This is a genomic window from Sphingomonas sp. GM_Shp_2 (assembly GCF_026540875.1).
Classification (GTDB): Bacteria; Pseudomonadota; Alphaproteobacteria; order Sphingomonadales; family Sphingomonadaceae; genus Sphingomonas; species Sphingomonas carotinifaciens.
The window spans coordinates 44,609-62,071 of sequence record NZ_JALNUQ010000010.1; the positions used below are offsets into that span (position 1 = coordinate 44,609).

Sequence of the window (17,463 nt, forward strand, 5' to 3'; positions counted from 1 at the left end):
TCCCTTAAGGAACGGTCAAAGCGTGCTGCGAACGGCGGGTGGAGGCGGGATGGGATCGAGCGATGCCTTGCGATGAACCTGCAACGGCGGCAGCCGCGCGGCGCCGTCGATGGCGGCCTGCACCTGTTGCGGCGAGTAGCCGCCGTCGCGTTCGCGGTGATAGCGATCGAGCTGCTCGGCACCTGCGTCCGGTGAGGCAAAGGCCCACAGCTTCAGGTCGATGCCTTCCATGATCAGGCCGAACACCGCCTTTTCGATCGCCTGTTGCAGGGCGAGCTGGTCCGGCTCGTTGCTGGTGATGCCCAGTTCCACCTCCAGCAATTCCTTGAAGGCGACGAATTTGAAGGTGCTCGCGCTGATCGCCCGCGACGCGATGGTCTTTGACGAGGAGACGCTGGCCAGCACCTCGCCGGTGCGTACCGATACCGCGCGCAGGTACACCGTCACCGTGTCCTGCCGATATTCGGTGCGGGCACCCAGGCCCAGAAAGGCCGCACCCGCGCCCCCCGTCACCGTGTTGCTGTCATAGCCGATGACGCCCCCTTCGAGCAGGACGCCGGCGAACAGCAGCGACGGCAGCGCATCGGCATTGATCGCGCTTTCGCCCAGATAGCGTTCGCGCATTTCCCGGATGATCTGCCGCTCGCTGAGCAGGTTCTTCAGTTGCTCGCGCTCGACCACGGTGAACCACCGTCGGTTGCCGGCATCGTGCAGCGCCTTGACGAGGATCGATCCGCCACCCTGGCTGACCGCACGCGACAGCGTCTGGCCGACCTCGCTCGGCTTGAACTGTCCGGTCTGGTCGGTGAAGCCATACACCGCGATCGCGATCGGCCGCGGCGGCGGCGCGATATCGTTCAACAGCCGCTGCGTGGTCGTCTTGGCGGGGATGATCGCCTGCTGTGCGGTCGAGGGCAGCGAACGGTCCGCCGTGTTCAGCATCGTGCAGCCACCCAGAAGCGGCGCCATCATGAGCAGGGTCCGGGGCCGCATCGGTCAGTTTGCCGTGATAAAGGTCGGGATGACGATCGTGGTGATCCCGCCGGTCGCGTCATCCGTGATCGTCAGCGTCACCTCGTCCAGGCTGCGGAAGAACTCCACGGTCTGCCCGCCGAACTTGATCGTTCCCTGCTCCTGCGGGTTCTCGCCGAAGATGGCCTCGACCACCTGCGACGAAAGGGCCGACAACAGCCGGGACTGCAATTGTTGCGCGAAGTTATTGGCCTGTGTCGCGTTGGCGCGGGCGGCGGCCGGATCGGTATATTTGTTCTGCGCCGTGGCCAGCCCGAGCAGATGATCCGAGTTGAAGGGATTGCCGCCAAAGCTGGGATTGACCGGCTGATACACCAGATCCTGGGCGGAGGACGGCGCCGCCGCTGCCGCCGCCCACAGCAGACACATCGCCGACAAGGACGCTTTCGCCCCCATGCTCCCCCCACCTCAGTTCATGGAATTTACAATCCATCGCTAAGGCTTCGGCACCCGGACAGACACTGGGTATGGGGGTTAGTGATCGAAGATAGCGGATTTACCCCTTTCAAACAGGGGATTACCCATTGAGGGATCGCCGGCTACCACGACGCGTGGCCGCCCTCAGGCGGCCGGATCGGTCATCTGATCGGCACAGCGCGGATCGGGCATGTCGAGCGTGGCACAGGCGCCCCGCGCGCAATTCTCGATCGTCACCCGGCCACGCAACTGGCGCGCCAGGCTGACGATCATCCGCATCCCCAGGCTCTTGCGCGATGCCGCCTTGACGTCGAAGCCGTCCGGCAATCCCGCACCCTCGTCCGTCACCGTCATCACGATCCGTGCATCCCGCGCCGCCAGCCGCACCGCGATGGGGCCGCCGTCCTCGCCATAGGCATATTTGATTGCGTTGGTGACGAGTTCGGTCAGCATCAGGCCGATCGGAATGGCGGTATCGGCACTGATTTCCAGATGCTCGATATCGCAGGAAATGTCGTGCGCAGGCGACTGTTCGGACAGCTGTTCCAAAATGCCGCACGCCAGATCGTCCAGCGCGACGATGCCCACCTTCTCGCCGCGCCACAACCGGTCGTGCGCCTGCGCGATGGCGGTGATCCGGGCCTGCGCATCGCCCAGCAGGCGCGCGACGCGGGGATCCTCGTCCTCGTGCATCTGGAGGTTCAGCATCGCGGACACCAGCGACAGGCTGTTCTTCACCCGGTGGCTGGCCTCCCGCGTCAGCAATTGCTGATGTTCCACCGCCTCGGCCAGTCGGCGCTCCGCCTCCTGCCGTTCGATCGCAACCCCGATCAGGTTGGCGAAGCCCTGCATGAAGGCCAGGTCGGCTTCCTCGAAATTGCCCTCGTCGGGGCTGTCCACCTCCAGCACGCCGAAGCGGCGGCCGGACGCCTCGACCAGCACGTTGATCGCGCGGCGGATATTGTGCGCGGCCATGAACTCGGGCGTGCGAAACCGTTCCTCATTCTCCAGGTGGTTGGAGATGACGCCCTGCCCGGTCTGGAGCGCGAAGCCCGCGGGCGATCCCAGATCGGTGCGCATCTCGGTCGATCCGACGACACCCGGCGCCCACCCCACGCCAGTGCGCACCAACAGCGTTTCCCGGTCGGGGCGATATTCCAGGAACTTGCAATATTTCGAGCGCATACCTTGCGCACATAGCTCGGTGGCGCGTTGCAGCATCGGCTCCAGGTCGCGCGCACGCAGCGCCTCGATCCCGAAATCGGCAAGCATGGACTGTTGGCGCAGGCGGTAATGCAGTTCTCCGGTGCCCGTGGCGGTATCCCCGCCGGGCGATTGCTCGATCACGGCCATGCGTGCAGTCTTGCTCCCCTTTTGCTGTTGCAGGAGAATAGGCATCGGCTGGTGGAATTTAAACCGTTGTGATTTGGGCGATATGCGCCGCGGGGACGCGAGGGTGCGCATCTGCACGCTGGACGTGGGCCGTGACACCATCCATCATGCTGAAAAACCTCGGATAAGGAGATGGATGCCATGCACAGGCGGAACGCGGCCACAATGCCCGGAAACACGCGTCCATGATGCGCCGCCTCCTCGCGCTGGCGCCGCTCGCCCTGCTGATGGGGCAAACGCCCGCCGATCCGCACCGCCCGGCGCCGGTCATGGACAGTGTCGCGCCACCGATCCCCGCAGCGGTGAAGCGCGGTGGCATATTGATCTTCTCCAAGACCAATAGCTGGCGCCATATCGAGCATCTGCCCCATTCGAATGCGGTGATTGCCGGCCTCGCGCGGGCCTGCGCGCCCAGCTTCTCCACCGAGAACGCCGCCGTCTTCAATCCGCGCGACCTTTCGCGCTTCTCGGTCATCATCCTCAACAGCAGCACCGGCGACCTGTTCACCCCCGCCCAGCGCCAGGCCTTTGCCGACTGGGTGAAGGCCGGCGGCGGCGTGGTCGCGCTGCATGCGGCCGGCGACAACAGCAGCGAAGGCTGGCCGCTCTACCAGCGCGAGATGATCGGCGCGAAATTCATCGGCCATCCCGGTGGCGAGGATCATATCCAGCCCGCCGCGATCCGCATCGAACGCCCGGACCATCCGGTAATGGCCGGGGTCACGCTGCCCTGGAACCCGCGCGACGAATGGTATTCCTTTGCCAGCCCGGCCCGGGCGGCCGGCACCACGGTACTCGCGACGCTGGATGAGACCAGCTATCGCCCGTCCGACAAGCTGGCGATGGGCGCGGACCACCCGATCGTCTGGACGCGCATGCTCGGCCGCGGCCGCATCGTCTATTCGGCGCTCGGCCACACGCCCGAGGCGTATGACCATGCCAATTACCGCCGCCTGATCGGCAACGCGATCCGCTGGAGCGCGCCGGCCACCCGGATGCGCTGCCCCGCCTGAACCGGAAACGGGCGGGAACGACCGCCCGTTTCCCCGTATCTCAGCGCGTCAGCTTCTTGTAGGCAAGACGCGTCGGGCGATCGGCGGCGTCGCCCAGGCGGCGGCGCTTGTCTTCCTCGTACGACTCGTAATTGCCCTCGAACCACTCGACATGGCTGTCGCCCTCGAACGCCAGGATGTGCGTGCACAGGCGATCGAGGAAGAAGCGGTCGTGGCTGATGACCACCGCGCAGCCCGCAAAGGTCTCCAGCGCCTCTTCCAGCGCGCGCAGCGTTTCCACGTCGAGGTCGTTGGTCGGCTCGTCGAGCAGCAGGACGTTGCCGCCCTCCTTCAGCATCTTGGCCATGTGGACGCGGTTGCGCTCACCGCCCGACAACTGGCCGACCTTCTTCTGCTGGTCGGGTCCGCGGAAGTTGAACGCGCCGACATAGGCGCGCGTGCCCAGTTCCTGCTTGCCGAAGCGGAAGACCTCCAGCTCGTCGGAGATTTCCTGCCAGACATTCTTGTCGGGATCGAGATGGTCGCGGCTCTGGTCGACATAGCCGAGCTTCACCGTCGAGCCGATCTCGATCGTGCCGCCATCGGGCTGTTCCTGGCCGGTGATCAGCTTGAACAGCGTCGACTTGCCCGCGCCGTTGGGCCCGATCACGCCGACGATGCCGCCCGGCGGCAGCATGAAGTCGAGATTTTCGAACAACAGCTTGTCGCCATAGGACTTGGTCAGCCCCTTGGCCTCGATCACCTTGCCGCCCAGGCGCTCGGGCAACTGGATCAGGATCTGCGCCTTGCCGGCGACGCGGTTCTCCTGCTTCTCCATCAGCTCGTCGAACGCGCGGATACGCGCCTTGGACTTGGTCTGGCGCGCCTTGGGGGTCTGGCGCATCCAGGCCAGCTCGTCGGCGATCGCGCGCTGGCGACCGGCCTCGTCGCGCTCCTCCTGCTCCAGCCGCTTGGCCTTCTTCTCCAGATAGCCCGAATAGTTGGATTCGTAGGTGTAGTAACGGCCGCGATCGAGTTCGAGCACCCAGTTCACGACGTTGTCGAGGAAGTAGCGGTCGTGCGTCACGAGAATGACGTTGCCGGTATATTCCTTGAGATAATTCTCCAGCCACGACACGCTTTCGGCGTCCAGGTGGTTGGTCGGCTCGTCGAGCAGCAGGATGTCCGGCTTCTCCAGCAGCAGCTTGCACAGCGCCACGCGGCGCTTCTCGCCACCCGACAGCCGCGTCACCTCCGCATCGCCCGGCGGGCAGCGCAAGGCTTCCATCGCCTGTTCGAGCTGGCTGTCGAGCGACCAGCCATCGATCGCGTCGATCTTGGCCTGAAGCTCGCCCATTTCCTCCATCAGCGCGTCGAAATCGGTATCGTCCTGCGGATCGCCCATTTCGGCCGAGATCGCATTGAACCGGTCGATCAGGTCGGCAACTGGGCGCACGCCGTCCTTGACGTTGCCCATCACGTCCTTGGACGGGTCGAGCTGCGGCTCCTGCGCCAGATAGCCGACGCGGACCCCTTCCGCCGCCCAGGCCTCTCCGGTGAAGTCCGGGTCCATCCCCGCCATCACCTTCATCAGCGTCGACTTGCCGGCGCCGTTCGGGCCGATGATCGCGATCTTGGCGCCGGGAATGAACTGCAGGTGGATGTTGTTGAGAACGGGCTTGTTCGCGCCCGGGAAGGTCTTGGTCAGACCCTTCATGACGTAGGTGTACTGGACGGCCATCTGGCGCGCGTGCTCCGTGCTTGGGAATGGGTATTGGGAAATCGGATCGCCATGTAATGAGTGGGCGCCCCGTTGGCAAACCGGCTGCGACTACGTAACCCTTGCTGCCATGACGACGCGCTTCATCGCCGCGGCCCTTGCCGCCTCCGCCCTCGCTTCTCCCCTTCTCGCGCAACAGGTTGCGCCGCCCCCGGTCGATCCCGCCGTGGCGGCACTGCGCGATGCGGCGCTGGCCGACAACAGCGCGTGGGACATTGTCGAAGGGCTGACGACCGAGGTCGGGCAGCGCATGGCCGGCACCGAGGCGGAGGCGCGCGCACGCACCTGGTCGGTCGCCAAGCTGAAGGCGATGGGCTTCCAGAACGTGCATATCGAGCCGTACCGGATGCCGGTATGGGAACGCGGGGCCGAGACCGCCGAGATCCTCGCACCCTTTCCCCAGAAGCTGACGCTGGCCGCGCTCGGCAATTCGGGCGCGACCCCGGCGGGCGGGATCACGGCGGAGGTCGTCGTCTTCCCGACCTATAACGATCTGCTCGCCGCACCCGCCGGCAGCCTTGCCGGGCGCATCGCCTATGTCGGCAACGCGATGCAGCCGACGCAGGACGGATCGAGCTACGGCGCGTTCGGCCCGGCCCGCTTCGTCGGCCCGGCGGTCGCAGCGCAGAAGGGTGCGGTGGCGATCGTCATCCGCTCGATCGGCACCGATCATCACCGCTTCCCGCACACCGGCACCACCACCTTTCCCGAAGGGGTGAAGCCGATCCCCGCCGCCGCCCTGTCGGTGCCCGATGCCGAGCAGCTGGAGCGCATCGCCGCGCGCGGCAAGCCGGTGCGCATGAAGCTGGTCCTGACGCCGCGGCGCACCGGCGTGCGCGAGTCGGGCAACGTCATCGCCGAGGTGCCCGGCACCGATCCGAACGCCGGCATCGTCCTTGTCGGCGGCCATCTCGACAGCTGGGACCTCGGCACCGGGGCGATCGACGACGCCAGCGGCATCGCGATCACCGCCGCCGCCGCCAAGCGGATCATGGATGCCGGCCGTCCGCGCCGCACCATCCGCGTCGTCTGGTTCGGGGCCGAGGAGGTCGGCGGCTTCGGCGGCGCCGAATATGCCAAGGCCCATGCGCAGGATCGCCATGCCACGGCATCGGAAAGCGATTTTGGCGCCGATCGCATCTGGCGGTTCGAGGTGAACCTGCCGGACAGCGCCCGTGCCGTCGGCGATCGGTTGCAGACCGCGCTCGCCCCGCTCGGTATCGTGCGCGGCCCCGGTGTGGCCGGTGACGGCACCGATATCGGGCCGACGCTGCGGCTGGGCGTGGCGGGCATCGACCTCAACCAGTCGGGCCAGCAATATTTCGACACCCACCATACGCCCGACGACACCATCGACCGGATCGATCCCCAGGCGCTGCGCCAGAACGTCGCCGCCTGGACCGCGATGCTGGCCGTGGTGGCCAACGCGCCGGAAGAAATCGGTGGTGTCAAATCGCCGCGTTGACCAGTTGAAATGATCCGATGTGGCACCCTCGGTTCGTCGCGAACCTTGCTGAGAGGTGAATTTTGCGGATTGACCGGGGGGAAGCGTGCGGTATTTGAGCCGCTTCGCGACGGCAATCGGGTCGGCCGCGATGATTGCTTATGCTTGGGAGCATTCGAATGAAGAAGATCGCCTTTGTTCTCGCTGCCGCCGGCCTGATGTCCGTGGCCGCCTGCAACAAGTCGCCGGAAGCTGCTGCTGTTGAGAACAACGCAGACATGCTGGCCGACAACATGGAAATGCAGGCCGACAACATCGACGCGCTGGCTGACAACACCGCCAACGCTTCGGAAGCTGCCGTTCTGGAGAACGCCGCAGACAACATGAACGCGACCGCGGACAACGTCCGTGACGCGGCTGAGGCGAAGGCCGACAACATGCAGTAATGCCGCATCGGGCCGATCGGCCCGACGCGATTCTGCTGTTACGGAAAAAGGCGCTCCGACATTCGGGGCGCCTTTTTTCATGTGCGGGCACCGTTTCCCCGGTTGCGGGATTGCCCTGCCCCGCGCTACGGACGCGGCGGGGGCCTGTAGCTCAATGGTTAGAGCTGGCCGCTCATAACGGCTAGGTTGCGGGTTCGAGTCCTGCCGGGCCCACCACCCCCATTTCCTCCTACCCCGCGATTCGCTAACCCACGTTATGAGACTTTGGGGAGGTGCCGGTCCCACCGGGGAGCGGCCGTACAGCAAGCATCGGGCGGCAAACGATAATATCGGGCTCACGCCATGGTTGCTGTGCCTGGGCATCCTGATTCGGCTGATCATGATCTATCATGGTCGCGGTCCGATGATCATGGTCGAGGCGGGCGAAGCGACGCGGGTGGCGATCAGCCTCGCCACCGGCGGCGGCTTTGCCGATGCGTTTCCGGGCATGGGCCCGACCGCACATCTGATGCCGGTGATGCCGCTGCTCGTGAGCGGCGTCCTTTTCCTGTTCGGCGCGCATTCGTCGGCCGCGTTGACCGTGCTTCTGATCGGCGCACTGGTGCAGTTCGCGGTCGGTCTGCTGCTGATCGACCGGGTCTATGCCCGGCTGGGGTCGCCACCGGCCGCGCGGCACGTCGGGCTCGCCTTCTTCTGCCTCGTTCCGATCTTCGCCAAGGAGGAGATCATCGACTTCCGCTTCTGGGAAGGAGCGCTTGCGGTGATGCTGAGCTGCTGCGGGCTGCTGGCGATCGGACGCGTGCGAAATGGCGAAGTCCTCTCGCCCGCACAATTGATCGGCGCGGGGACACTCGCAGCATTCACCTTCTTTGTCAGCCCACCGGCGGGGCTCGGTATCGTCGCGGCCTGGATCATGACCGCGATACCGCGCCTGCCGCGGCGCCGGGTGGTTCTTCTCGGTGGCTCGGCGGCAGTTGCGCTCGCGCTGATGGTCACGCCCTGGGCGATGCGCAACGCTCATGCCATGGGCACGCCCATCCTGTTACGGGACAATTTCGGCCTGGAATTCGCCCTCGGCATCGACCCGGCGGTGGGCAGCGGGCGCCCCTCCAGCGTGGCCTATGAAGGCAACTACGCCCGGATCCACCCCTATCGCAGCGTCGCCGCACGCGCGCGGCTTCGGGCGGCGGGAGGCGAAGTTGCCTATTCACGCATGCTCGGACACGCGGCATGGAGGTGGGTCACCGACCACCCGATGGCCTTCGCGCGGCTGGCCCTGCGCCATTATGCGGCGTTCTTCTTTCCGCAGGTCTGGCAATCGGGCGACAATCACCGCGCCGACGCGCGCCCGATCATCCTGTCGCTGGTCAACCTGCTCGGTTTTGCGGCCTTGCTGTTCGATGCGCTTTCGCGTCGGTTCCGGCTGATGCCGATCGGCGTGTTCGTGCTGGTGACCGCCCTGCCCTATGCGCTGGTCCAGCCGATCCCGCGCTATTCCTATCTGGTTTACGGCCTTATGTGCTTCGCCGCCATGGGGCTGGTTCACCGGTGCGTGCAGATGGTGGCGACGCGCTATGCGGCCCGGGGCCAGGCTGTGGCCCACCCGGCGGGCCACCCTCTTCACTCGCTCGGCACCGGTGCCGAACCCTCCGTCCCGCCCGTCCTCCACCGCTCCACCCGGTAACGGGTGGCCGGGTGCAGGTCGCCGGGCAGCGCATCCGGCAGAAAGGCGCCGATCGCCTCGATCTCCAGCGACAGCCGCGGTTCGATCACGACGTCTTCCACCAGAAACACGGCCTGATGGTCGCGCTTGTGGTCGGGATTGTGCCGCACATCGTAAAGGTGCCGCGCGGCGCCGTGACGGACCATCCCGATTTCCTCGCGCAATTCGCGCAGAAGCGCGGTGAGCGCGTCCTCGCCCGCATCGATGGCGCCGCCGGGCAGATACCAGCCACGCTTGTAACTGTGCTTCACCAGGATCAGGCGCCCGTCGGGCGTCAGGCAGATGCCCCGGCTGCCCCGCGTCTCGGGCGTCGTCATCCGCCACCAGCCGCGGCGTAGCGCCTGGAAGCCGTTGAGTGCGATGCGGGGGCCCGCGGCCCGCCAGCCCGTCCGCTGGATCAGGATCATGGACGCAGCGGGTACCGAAACGAAGCCCCGACGCCAAGCGCTTAGGCGCCGGGGCCCGGGCTCAGGCCGCGATCGCCTCCACCGGCGCATCGGCCGGCAGGCGGATCAGATAATCGAACGCCGACAGGGAGGCCTTCGACCCCTCGCCTACCGCGATCACGATCTGCTTGTACGGCACCGTCGTCACGTCGCCCGCGCCGAAGATGCCGGGCCGGGACGTCTCGCCGCGGTGGTCGACCTCGATCTCGCCGTGCAGGGTCAGCGCAACCGTATCGCGCAGCCACTCGGTGTTGGGCACCAGTCCGATCTGGACGAAGATGCCCTCGAGTTCGATCTGGTGGACGCTGTCGTGATTGCGGTCTTTGTAGGTCAGCCCGGTCACCCGCGTGCCGTCGCCGGTCACCTCGGTGGTCAGCGCGGAGGTGATGACCTTCACGTTGGGCAGGCTCGCCAGCTTGCGCTGCAACACGGCATCGGCGCGCAGGTCGCTGGCATATTCGATCAGCGTCACGTGCGCCACGACACCGGCCAGATCGATCGCCGCCTCGACGCCCGAATTGCCGCCGCCGATCACGGCTACGCGCTTGCCCTTGAACAGCGGCCCGTCGCAGTGCGGGCAATAGGTCACGCCCTTGTTGCGATACGCATCCTCGCCGGGCACGTTCATCTGCCGCCAGCGCGCACCCGTCGCCAGGATCACCGTCCGCGCCTTCAGCGACGCGCCGCTGTGCAACCGCACCTCGTGCAGGCCGCCTTCCTCGGCTGCGGGGATCAGCGTCTCGGCGCGTTGCAGGTTCATCACGTCGACGCCGTACTCGGCCACGTGCCGCTCCAGATCACCCGCCAGACGCGGTCCCTCGGTATGCGGCACGGAAATGAAGTTCTCGATCGACATGGTGTCCAGCACCTGTCCGCCGACCCGCTCCGCGGCGATTGCGGTGCGGATGCCCTTGCGCGCCGCATAGATCGCGGCCGAGGCGCCGGCAGGGCCGCCGCCTACGACCAGCACGTCGAACGGCGCCTTGGCGCTGATCTTCTCCGCGGCCCGCGCGCTGCTGCCCGTGTCCAGCTTGGCCAGGATCTGCTCGACGTTCATCCGCCCTTGGCCGAACGGCTCGCCATTCAGGAAGATCGCCGGCACCGACATGATCTGCCGCGCGGTCACCTCGTCCTGGAACAGCCCGCCCTCGATCGCGACGTGGCGGATACGCGGGTTCAGCACGCTCATCAGGTTCAGCGCCTGCACCACATCGGGGCAGTTCTGGCACGACAGCGAAAAATAGGATTCGAATGCAAAGTCGCCGTCCAGCGCTTGGACCTGCTCGATCACCTCCTGCGCCAGCTTCGAGGGATGCCCACCGACCTGAAGCAGCGCCAGGACGAGCGAGGTGAACTCGTGCCCCATCGGAATTCCGGCAAAGCGCACAGACACATCGGTGCCGACCCGCCGGATCAGGAAGGACGGCCGCCGCGCCTCCTCGTCGTCCCGTACATAGGACACCGCCTCGGACAGCGCCGCGATCTCTCCCAGCAACGCCTCCAACTCCCCCGACTTCGCCGACCCATCCAACGACGCCACCAACTCGATCGGCTGGACAATATTCGCAAGATAGGTCTTCAGCTGGGTCTTCAGGTTCGCGTCGAGCATGTGCAGGGTCCTGGGGATAAACGGAATGGTGGCGCGGGGCCGGCGACGATGCCGGCCCCGCGCATGTCGGCTCAGATCTTGCCGACGAGGTCGAGCGAGGGAGCGAGCGTTTCTTCGCCCTCTTCCCACTTTGCCGGGCAGACTTCGCCCGGATGCGCGGCAATGTACTGCGCGGCCTTGACCTTGCGGAGCAGTTCCATCGCGTTGCGGCCGACGCCTTCCGACGTGATCTCGACGAGCTGGATGACGCCCTCGGGATCCACGACAAAGGTGCCGCGATCCGCCAGGCCCTGGCCTGCGCGCATGACTTCGAAGTTGTTGGTCACGACACCCGACGGATCACCGATCATGGTGAAGTTGATCTTGCCGATCGCGGGCGATGTGTCATGCCAGGCTTTGTGGCTGAAATGCGTGTCGGTCGACACTGAATAGATTTCCACGCCCATCTTCTGGAACGTGTCGTAATTGTCGGCCAGGTCTTCCAGCTCGGTCGGGCACACGAAGGTGAAGTCCGCCGGGTAGAAGAAGAACACGGCCCACTTGCCCTTCACGTCCGCGTCCGTGACGGTCAGGAACTTGCCCTCGCGATACGCCTGAGCGGTGAACGGCTTGATGCTGGTGCCGATGAGAGACATGGCTTTTCCCTTTCTGAATTGGTGCACTGCACATGGTGATGCTGCGGCGCAGCGGCAAACAGGAATTGCCGATATCTGTGGCAGACGCGAGCGATTTAACGTGTCCGGTGTGCTTCCGGGTTCATAAGGCTTGCGCTGAACGCCCGGCCGTCCTAGGCGCCTGTCCACCGCGTCGGGGAGTGGCGCAGTCTGGTAGCGCGCCTGCTTTGGGAGCAGGATGTCGCAGGTTCGAATCCTGTCTCCCCGACCATCCATCCTGCGCCCAAAGATCGACGCGCGCCATCAAGCCACCACCTCCGTCACATGGCGCAGCGCTTCGTCCGGGCCGAAGCCTGTCCCTTCTAGCCACGCATCGGCTTGCGCATGGCCCATGACGCGCAATTCCTGAAGGGCAGAGGCGCGTGTATCGAGCTTGCTCGCCGCGCCGCGTGTGGCGAGGCCGGGCGCCGGCGTCATCAGGTGCAGGTGCATGGCCGCCAATTGCCCGACCTTGCCGTCCGTCAGGTCGTGTGCGCGCGCCAGTTGCTGCACCTGCACCAGTGCCTTCAGGTCGCGCATCAGGCAGGCATTGAAGCTGATGTCGCTGACCCGCCGGATCGTGGCGGGCAGCGTGTCGCCCGCATCCTCCACGGCAAAGGGCGTCACCTGCACGACCAGCAGGTCGGTCGCACCGTCATCGGCAAAGATCAGCGGCTCCAGCGCCGGATTGGCGGAAAATCCGCCATCCCAATACTCGTTCCCGTCGATGCGAACCGCCGCAAACAGATCGGGCAGGCAGGCCGATGCCATCAGCGCATCGAGCGTGACCTCCGCGCCCGCGAACAGCCGTGCCTGCCCATCGCTCACCCGCGTTGCCGATACGTGCAGCGGGATCGCACCGGGACGGGTTAACTGCGTCAGGTCGATACTTGCCCCCACCACCCGGCGTAGCGCGGACATGTCGCGCAATCCCGGCACGAACGGCGCCATGTAGCGGCTGGTCAGCTTGCTCCACTCCAGCCCACGTGTCAGCCACGGCTCGGCAAAGGGCAGCAGGAAAGACGCCATGTCGAACACGCGCAGCGGCGACTCACGGCTGACCTGATGCCATAAGCGCTCCAGCGCTGCCCTGGCGCCGGCCGGACCACCCTCCGCAAGGCCAGCGACCAAGGCCGCCCCGTTCAGCGCACCGGCGCTGGCACCGCTGACCGAAACAATCTCGATATCGGCTTCCAGCAGCCGCTCGATCACGCCACGGGTATAGGCACCGTGTGCGCCGCCACCCTGCAAAGCGAGGGCGACGCGCGGTTTCGAAGCGGCCTTGTCGGTCATGCTGCGGCTTCCTGGAAACGAAATTGGGTCACAACCGGATGCTCAGCCCGCCGACGCCGGCATGGTTGCGCAACCGGGTGGATACGGTGATGGCGCCGCTGTCGGCGGTCACGCCCTGCACGCTGCCGCTGATCCGACCCGCCACCGCAGACGCATCGACCTGCGTATAGCGATACTCGCCGAACAGCGAGAAACGACCCGACAGAGGTAACCGCAGACCGCCACCGGCCCGCAGCCCCCAATCGCCGGAAAGGTCGCTGTCGGTGATCAGATAGGAGGGCCCGGCAAACGCATAGGGCTGCACCCCTCTGTCCCGCGGCAGGCGCGCCATGGCAAGCAGCGCAAAGGTTGCCGTCGTCGGCACCCCGAGATGCGGCACGTCCACCGTGACATCGCGACCGGGGTCGATCACCACCCGTTCGCCAAACACCGTCTCGTCAAAGCGTAGATTGGCCGTCGCGCGCACCGTCTGCCGCCGGATGTCGGGGTCGAGCGTGGAGGCATCCACCGCCACCCCGACCGCGCCGGACCAGAAGCCGACGCGCGCACCGAAGATCGTGGAGTTGCTGGGGTTCAGGCGTCGTACGTCGACCCGCAACTGCGCCGGCACGACGGTGTCGTTCACCCGCGCCTCGTTCGCGGTGATCGTCGCCGGCTGCGCATCGGGCAGGGACCGCCCGGCGAACAGATCGACGAACATCTGTGCCTCTGCCGGTGCCGTAAACAGCAGCGCCGCGGCACCCAGGGCAATGCGATGCATCATATGGGGTCTCGTCCTCATCACAAACAATCGGGTACCAGCAGGATCGGCAGGCCCCCGACCACCGTCGCGGCGCATCCCACCCACGCCAGCACCGCCGCCGCCCGGTCGGTCAGCGCCGGGCCGGGTTCGCGCCACCGAAGCGCCAATGCCAGCGTCGCCGCCACGCTGCCGATCCACGCCGCCAGCAGAACCACGCGGTGCAGGCTGGCGCCCATCACCGGCATGCTCGCCCAGCCTGACGCACAGCCGATGCCGTGCAGCGCATACAACAGGCAGAACGCGATCGCCCATCCGATCAACCCCGCACTCATGCGCAGCAGCGCGATCATGCCAGCCATCCCGGGATCACCAGCAACACGGCGGCAAACGCACCCGCGCCGGCGGCATGGTCGCTCCACAGCATCGCGATTTTAGGCTCGGCATCGCGCGCCGGCGAGTGGAAGCCTGCCCGGCTCCTGGCCCGGATGAACAGCCACATCAGCATGGCGACGCCGGCGTGGAAGATCCCGTATGCCGCCACCGCAGTGCTCGTCGCGGCATAGGCATGCGACGCCGGCGACGGCATGCGCAGCGCGATCAGGGCCGCCAAGGCAAGCAGGATCGCCCCCTGCCCCGCTGCGGCCAGCGTTGCCCGCCGCACGCGCACCGCCCAGGTCGCCAGAGCTGCACCCAATATCGCCATAACGGGTTCGATCACCGCCGCCTGGGTCAATTGCGGCGGCGGCCAGTTGGGCGCGACCGTCCATAGAAACGCGTAGCCGAACAGCAACGAGGCGAAGAGCGTCGCACTGGCCGACAGCGCAAAGATGCTGCCCCACCACCCCGTCGTGCCCGGTGCTTCGAAACTGGTCGGCAGGCGCAGGCCGTCACCCGCATCGATCGCCCCGATGTCCGCGCGCGAGCCATTGCTCCATGCCCAGCGCCAGACCAGCCATGCCGTCCCGATCAGGAAGAGCGGGGCGAACGGATATAATCCCGCGAGCATCAGCAGGAAAAACCCGCCCAGCGTCGCCGCCGTCGCAATCGGCAGCCAGCTGTTGCCCGGCAGGATCACGACATGCTCCGGGGCGCCCGTCGTCATGTCCACCGCCAGCGTCTCGCGCCGGCCGCTCTCGGCGCTTGCCAGCAGCCCGTCGCCGCGCGCCAGCCGTACCGCTAGGTCGGGCACGTCGTCGAGCGGCTCGCGGCTTGAGACCCGCGCCAGACTGGCAAAGTTGTAGGAAGGCGCCGGGATCGGCATCGCCCATTCCAGCGTGTCCGCATTCCACGGATCCCGCCGGACGCGCTGCCCCAGCCGTGTTTTCAGCACGACATCGATCAGGAACAGCGCGAAGCCGAACGCCTGCACGAAACCGCCGACCGAGGAGATCAGGTTGAGCGCCGTCCAGCCCATCTCTTCCGAATAGGTGTCGATCCGCCGCGGCATGCCCAGCAACCCGGTCAAGTGCATTCCGAAAAAGGTCAGGTTGAACCCGACGAAGATCAGCCAGAACGCCGCCTCGCCAATCCGCATCACGCGGCCTCGTCCGGTAAAGTGCGGCAGCCAGTAATAGGCTGCCGCCAGCATCGGAAACACGAACCCGCCGACCAGCACATAATGCAGATGCGCGGTGACGAAGGCGGTATCATGGGCCTGTGTATCGAACGGCACCACCGCCAGCATCACGCCGGTGAGGCCGCCCAGCACGAAGACGATGAAGAAGCCGATCAGGTACAGCATCGGCAGCTTCATCTCGGGCCGCCCGTTCCACAACGTGCCGAGCCACGCAAAGATCTGAACCGCCGTCGGGATCGCGACCAGCGTCGAGGCGGCCGAAAAGAAGCCCAGCGCCATGTGCGGGATGCCGGTGGTGAACATGTGGTGCACCCACAGTCCGAAGCTGAGAAAGGCCAGCGCCAGTACCGCAGCGACGATCGCCCCGTATCCGAGCAGCCGGGTCCGCGCCATCACCGGCAATATCGTCGACACCGCACCCGCCGCCGGCAGGAAGATGATATAGACTTCCGGATGGCCGAACAGCCAGAACAGGTGCTGCCACAACAGCGGATCGCCGCCCAGCGCAGCGGTGTAGAAGGGCCAGCCGAACGCACGCTCCACCTCCAGCAGGATCGATCCCAGGATCAGCGGCGGAAAGCCGAAGATCATCATCCCCGCCGTCGCCAGCAGATACCAGGCAAGGATCGGCATCCGGTCCAGCCGCATGTCGCCGGCGCGAAGCTTCAGGATCGACACCGCGATCTCGATGGCCGCGCACATCGCCGACACCTCGACAAAGGTGATGCCGAGCAACCAGACGTCGGAATTGATCCCCGGTGTCCACTGCTTGCCCGACAAGGGCGGGTACAGGAACCAGCCCGCATCGGGCGCCACACCCGCCAGCATCGATCCGACGATGATGGTGCCGCCGAACAGATAGCACCACCAGCCCAGCGACGACAGACGAGGGAACGCCAGATCGCGCGCGCCGAGCATCTTGGGCAGGATGTACATCGCCAGCCCCTCGAACATCGGGATGGCGAACAGGAACATCATGATGCTGCCGTGCATCGTGAAGATCTGATTGTAGACGGCCGGCCCCACGAACGCGCTGTTCGGCGTCGCCAGTTGCGCGCGGATCAGCATCGCCAGAACGCCGCCGATCGCGAAGAAGGTGAAGGCGGCGATGATGAAACGCTTGCCGATATCGGAATGGTTCACCGAACGCAGCCAGCCCCGCCACCCCGGCTCGGTCCGCCAGATGGCGTCAAGCGTCCTGTGCAGCCGCAGCGCCCTCACCGTTCGCCTCCCATGTTCCCCGCCGTGCCGCCGCCGACCCACGCCGCCCAGCCGGCCGCATCATGGGCGATGACGGTGAAGCCGTGATCCTTGTGCCCGATCCCGCAATATTCGGCACATTCGCCCCGATAGGTGCCGGGCCGGTCGGCGCGCACCCGCAACACGTTGGTGTGCCCCGGTATCGCATCCATCTTGCCTGCCAGACGCGGTATCCACAGGCTGTGGATAACGTCGACGGAGGTGATCGCCAGATCGACCGGTCGTCCGGCAGGCATATGCAACACCCCTTCGCTCGCGCGTCCGGAAGTGGTCGTGAAGCGCCAACTATAGCGGCGGGACTCCGCGGCGATCCGCACCGTATCGGCAGCCGGGGTCGGCAACGTCGCCACCCCCGCCAACAGGGCGTAGACCAGCAGCGCGCCCAACACGGCCACCGGCATCGCCAGCCCCAGTGCGCCGATCCACACGCCCTCTTTCGCTCTGCCGGGCGTCGCCCGCCGCCGGAAGGACAGCGCCAGCAACACGAAGACCAGCGCGGAAAGAATGCCCGCCCCCGCCAGCATCACCCACCATAGCCGCGCGATGCTGCCGGCATGCGGCCCCGCCGAGTCCAGCGTCGACAGCGGCGCCACCGTGCAACCCATCAGCATCAACGGCGTTGTCACGGCCATGGCCGTGATTTCGCCGCGGCGCTTTT

General features: G+C 66.3%; 16 protein-coding genes and 2 tRNA genes. 6 read left to right on the top strand and 12 right to left on the bottom strand.

Features of this window, described 5'->3' with window-relative positions:
* Positions 1 to 15 precede the first annotated feature (15 nt).
* The 3 genes from OXR08_RS05705 to OXR08_RS05715 form a co-directional block, all read right to left on the bottom strand.
* The gene (locus tag OXR08_RS05705) at positions 16 to 972 is read right to left on the bottom strand and encodes a CsgG/HfaB family protein (protein ID WP_267348481.1); all 957 of its coding nucleotides are present in this window, start codon (positions 970 to 972) and stop codon (positions 16 to 18) included.
* 24 nt (positions 973 to 996) lie between these two features.
* Positions 997 to 1,428, bottom strand: coding sequence for a curli assembly protein CsgF (locus tag OXR08_RS05710; protein WP_235904092.1), 432 nt, complete (start codon positions 1,426 to 1,428; stop codon positions 997 to 999).
* 165 nt (positions 1,429 to 1,593) lie between these two features.
* Positions 1,594 to 2,802, bottom strand: coding sequence for a histidine kinase dimerization/phosphoacceptor domain -containing protein (locus OXR08_RS05715; RefSeq protein WP_267348484.1), 1,209 nt, complete (start codon positions 2,800 to 2,802; stop codon positions 1,594 to 1,596).
* A gap of 224 nt (positions 2,803 to 3,026) precedes the next feature.
* Between OXR08_RS05715 and OXR08_RS05720 the strand changes: the two genes are divergently transcribed.
* Positions 3,027 to 3,854 carry a ThuA domain-containing protein gene (locus OXR08_RS05720; RefSeq protein ID WP_267348486.1) on the top strand — a complete coding sequence of 276 codons (828 nt, stop codon included), beginning with the start codon at positions 3,027 to 3,029 and terminating at the stop codon, positions 3,852 to 3,854.
* Positions 3,855 to 3,894: 40 nt separating this feature from the next.
* Here the strand turns inward: OXR08_RS05720 and ettA are convergent, their stop codons facing one another.
* Entirely contained in the window at positions 3,895 to 5,574 is a 1,680-nt protein-coding gene (ettA, locus tag OXR08_RS05725; protein WP_149682873.1) for an energy-dependent translational throttle protein EttA, read from the bottom strand.
* A 109-nt stretch (positions 5,575 to 5,683) separates the two neighbouring features.
* Between ettA and OXR08_RS05730 the strand changes: the two genes are divergently transcribed.
* The 4 genes from OXR08_RS05730 (at position 5,684) to OXR08_RS05745 (ending at position 9,187) form a co-directional block, all read left to right on the top strand.
* Positions 5,684 to 7,078 (top strand): M20/M25/M40 family metallo-hydrolase, encoded by a 1,395-nt coding sequence (locus tag OXR08_RS05730; RefSeq protein WP_267348490.1) that lies wholly within the window; start codon positions 5,684 to 5,686, stop codon positions 7,076 to 7,078.
* A gap of 158 nt (positions 7,079 to 7,236) precedes the next feature.
* Positions 7,237 to 7,503: a hypothetical protein gene (locus tag OXR08_RS05735; RefSeq protein WP_112383313.1), complete on the top strand. Its 267-nt coding sequence runs from the start codon at positions 7,237 to 7,239 to the stop codon at positions 7,501 to 7,503.
* Positions 7,504 to 7,643: 140 nt separating this feature from the next.
* Positions 7,644 to 7,719 (top strand) — tRNA-Ile (locus OXR08_RS05740).
* A 163-nt stretch (positions 7,720 to 7,882) separates the two neighbouring features.
* Positions 7,883 to 9,187 (top strand): hypothetical protein, encoded by a 1,305-nt coding sequence (locus OXR08_RS05745; RefSeq protein WP_267348495.1) that lies wholly within the window; start codon positions 7,883 to 7,885, stop codon positions 9,185 to 9,187.
* Here the strand turns inward: OXR08_RS05745 and OXR08_RS05750 are convergent.
* The 3 genes from OXR08_RS05750 to ahpC form a co-directional block, all read right to left on the bottom strand.
* Complete coding sequence (locus OXR08_RS05750) at positions 9,124 to 9,633, bottom strand: NUDIX domain-containing protein (RefSeq protein WP_267348497.1); 510 nt, start codon at positions 9,631 to 9,633, stop codon at positions 9,124 to 9,126. The two genes, OXR08_RS05745 and OXR08_RS05750, sit on opposite strands and share 64 nt — an antisense overlap.
* A 61-nt stretch (positions 9,634 to 9,694) precedes the next feature.
* Positions 9,695 to 11,281, bottom strand: a complete 1,587-nt coding sequence (gene ahpF / locus OXR08_RS05755) for an alkyl hydroperoxide reductase subunit F (protein ID WP_267348499.1) — start codon at positions 11,279 to 11,281, stop codon at positions 9,695 to 9,697.
* Positions 11,282 to 11,352: 71 nt separating this feature from the next.
* Positions 11,353 to 11,916, bottom strand: a complete 564-nt coding sequence (ahpC, locus tag OXR08_RS05760; protein ID WP_112384116.1) for an alkyl hydroperoxide reductase subunit C — start codon at positions 11,914 to 11,916, stop codon at positions 11,353 to 11,355.
* A 173-nt stretch (positions 11,917 to 12,089) separates the two neighbouring features.
* Between ahpC and OXR08_RS05765 the strand changes: the two genes are divergently transcribed.
* Positions 12,090 to 12,166, top strand: a tRNA-Pro gene (locus OXR08_RS05765).
* Positions 12,167 to 12,198: 32 nt separating this feature from the next.
* Here OXR08_RS05765 and OXR08_RS05770 read toward each other — a convergent pair.
* The 5 genes from OXR08_RS05770 to OXR08_RS05790 are packed head-to-tail and all read right to left on the bottom strand — an operon-like array spanning position 12,199 to position 17,437.
* Positions 12,199 to 13,227 (bottom strand): patatin-like phospholipase family protein, encoded by a 1,029-nt coding sequence (locus OXR08_RS05770; protein ID WP_267348501.1) that lies wholly within the window; start codon positions 13,225 to 13,227, stop codon positions 12,199 to 12,201.
* A gap of 28 nt (positions 13,228 to 13,255) precedes the next feature.
* A complete protein-coding gene (locus tag OXR08_RS05775; RefSeq protein WP_267348503.1) occupies positions 13,256 to 13,990 on the bottom strand; it encodes an outer membrane beta-barrel protein in 735 nt (244 codons plus the stop codon).
* 17 nt (positions 13,991 to 14,007) lie between these two features.
* Positions 14,008 to 14,319 (bottom strand): hypothetical protein, encoded by a 312-nt coding sequence (locus OXR08_RS05780; RefSeq protein WP_267348505.1) that lies wholly within the window; start codon positions 14,317 to 14,319, stop codon positions 14,008 to 14,010.
* Positions 14,316 to 16,766 carry a cytochrome c oxidase subunit I gene (gene ctaD, locus OXR08_RS05785; RefSeq protein ID WP_267348507.1) on the bottom strand — a complete coding sequence of 817 codons (2,451 nt, stop codon included), beginning with the start codon at positions 16,764 to 16,766 and terminating at the stop codon, positions 14,316 to 14,318. The genes OXR08_RS05780 and ctaD overlap by 4 nt, the downstream gene beginning before the upstream one ends.
* Positions 16,763 to 17,437: a cytochrome B gene (locus OXR08_RS05790; protein ID WP_267348509.1), complete on the bottom strand. Its 675-nt coding sequence runs from the start codon at positions 17,435 to 17,437 to the stop codon at positions 16,763 to 16,765. The genes ctaD and OXR08_RS05790 overlap by 4 nt, the downstream gene beginning before the upstream one ends.
* Between the last annotated feature and the right edge of the window lie 26 nt (positions 17,438 to 17,463).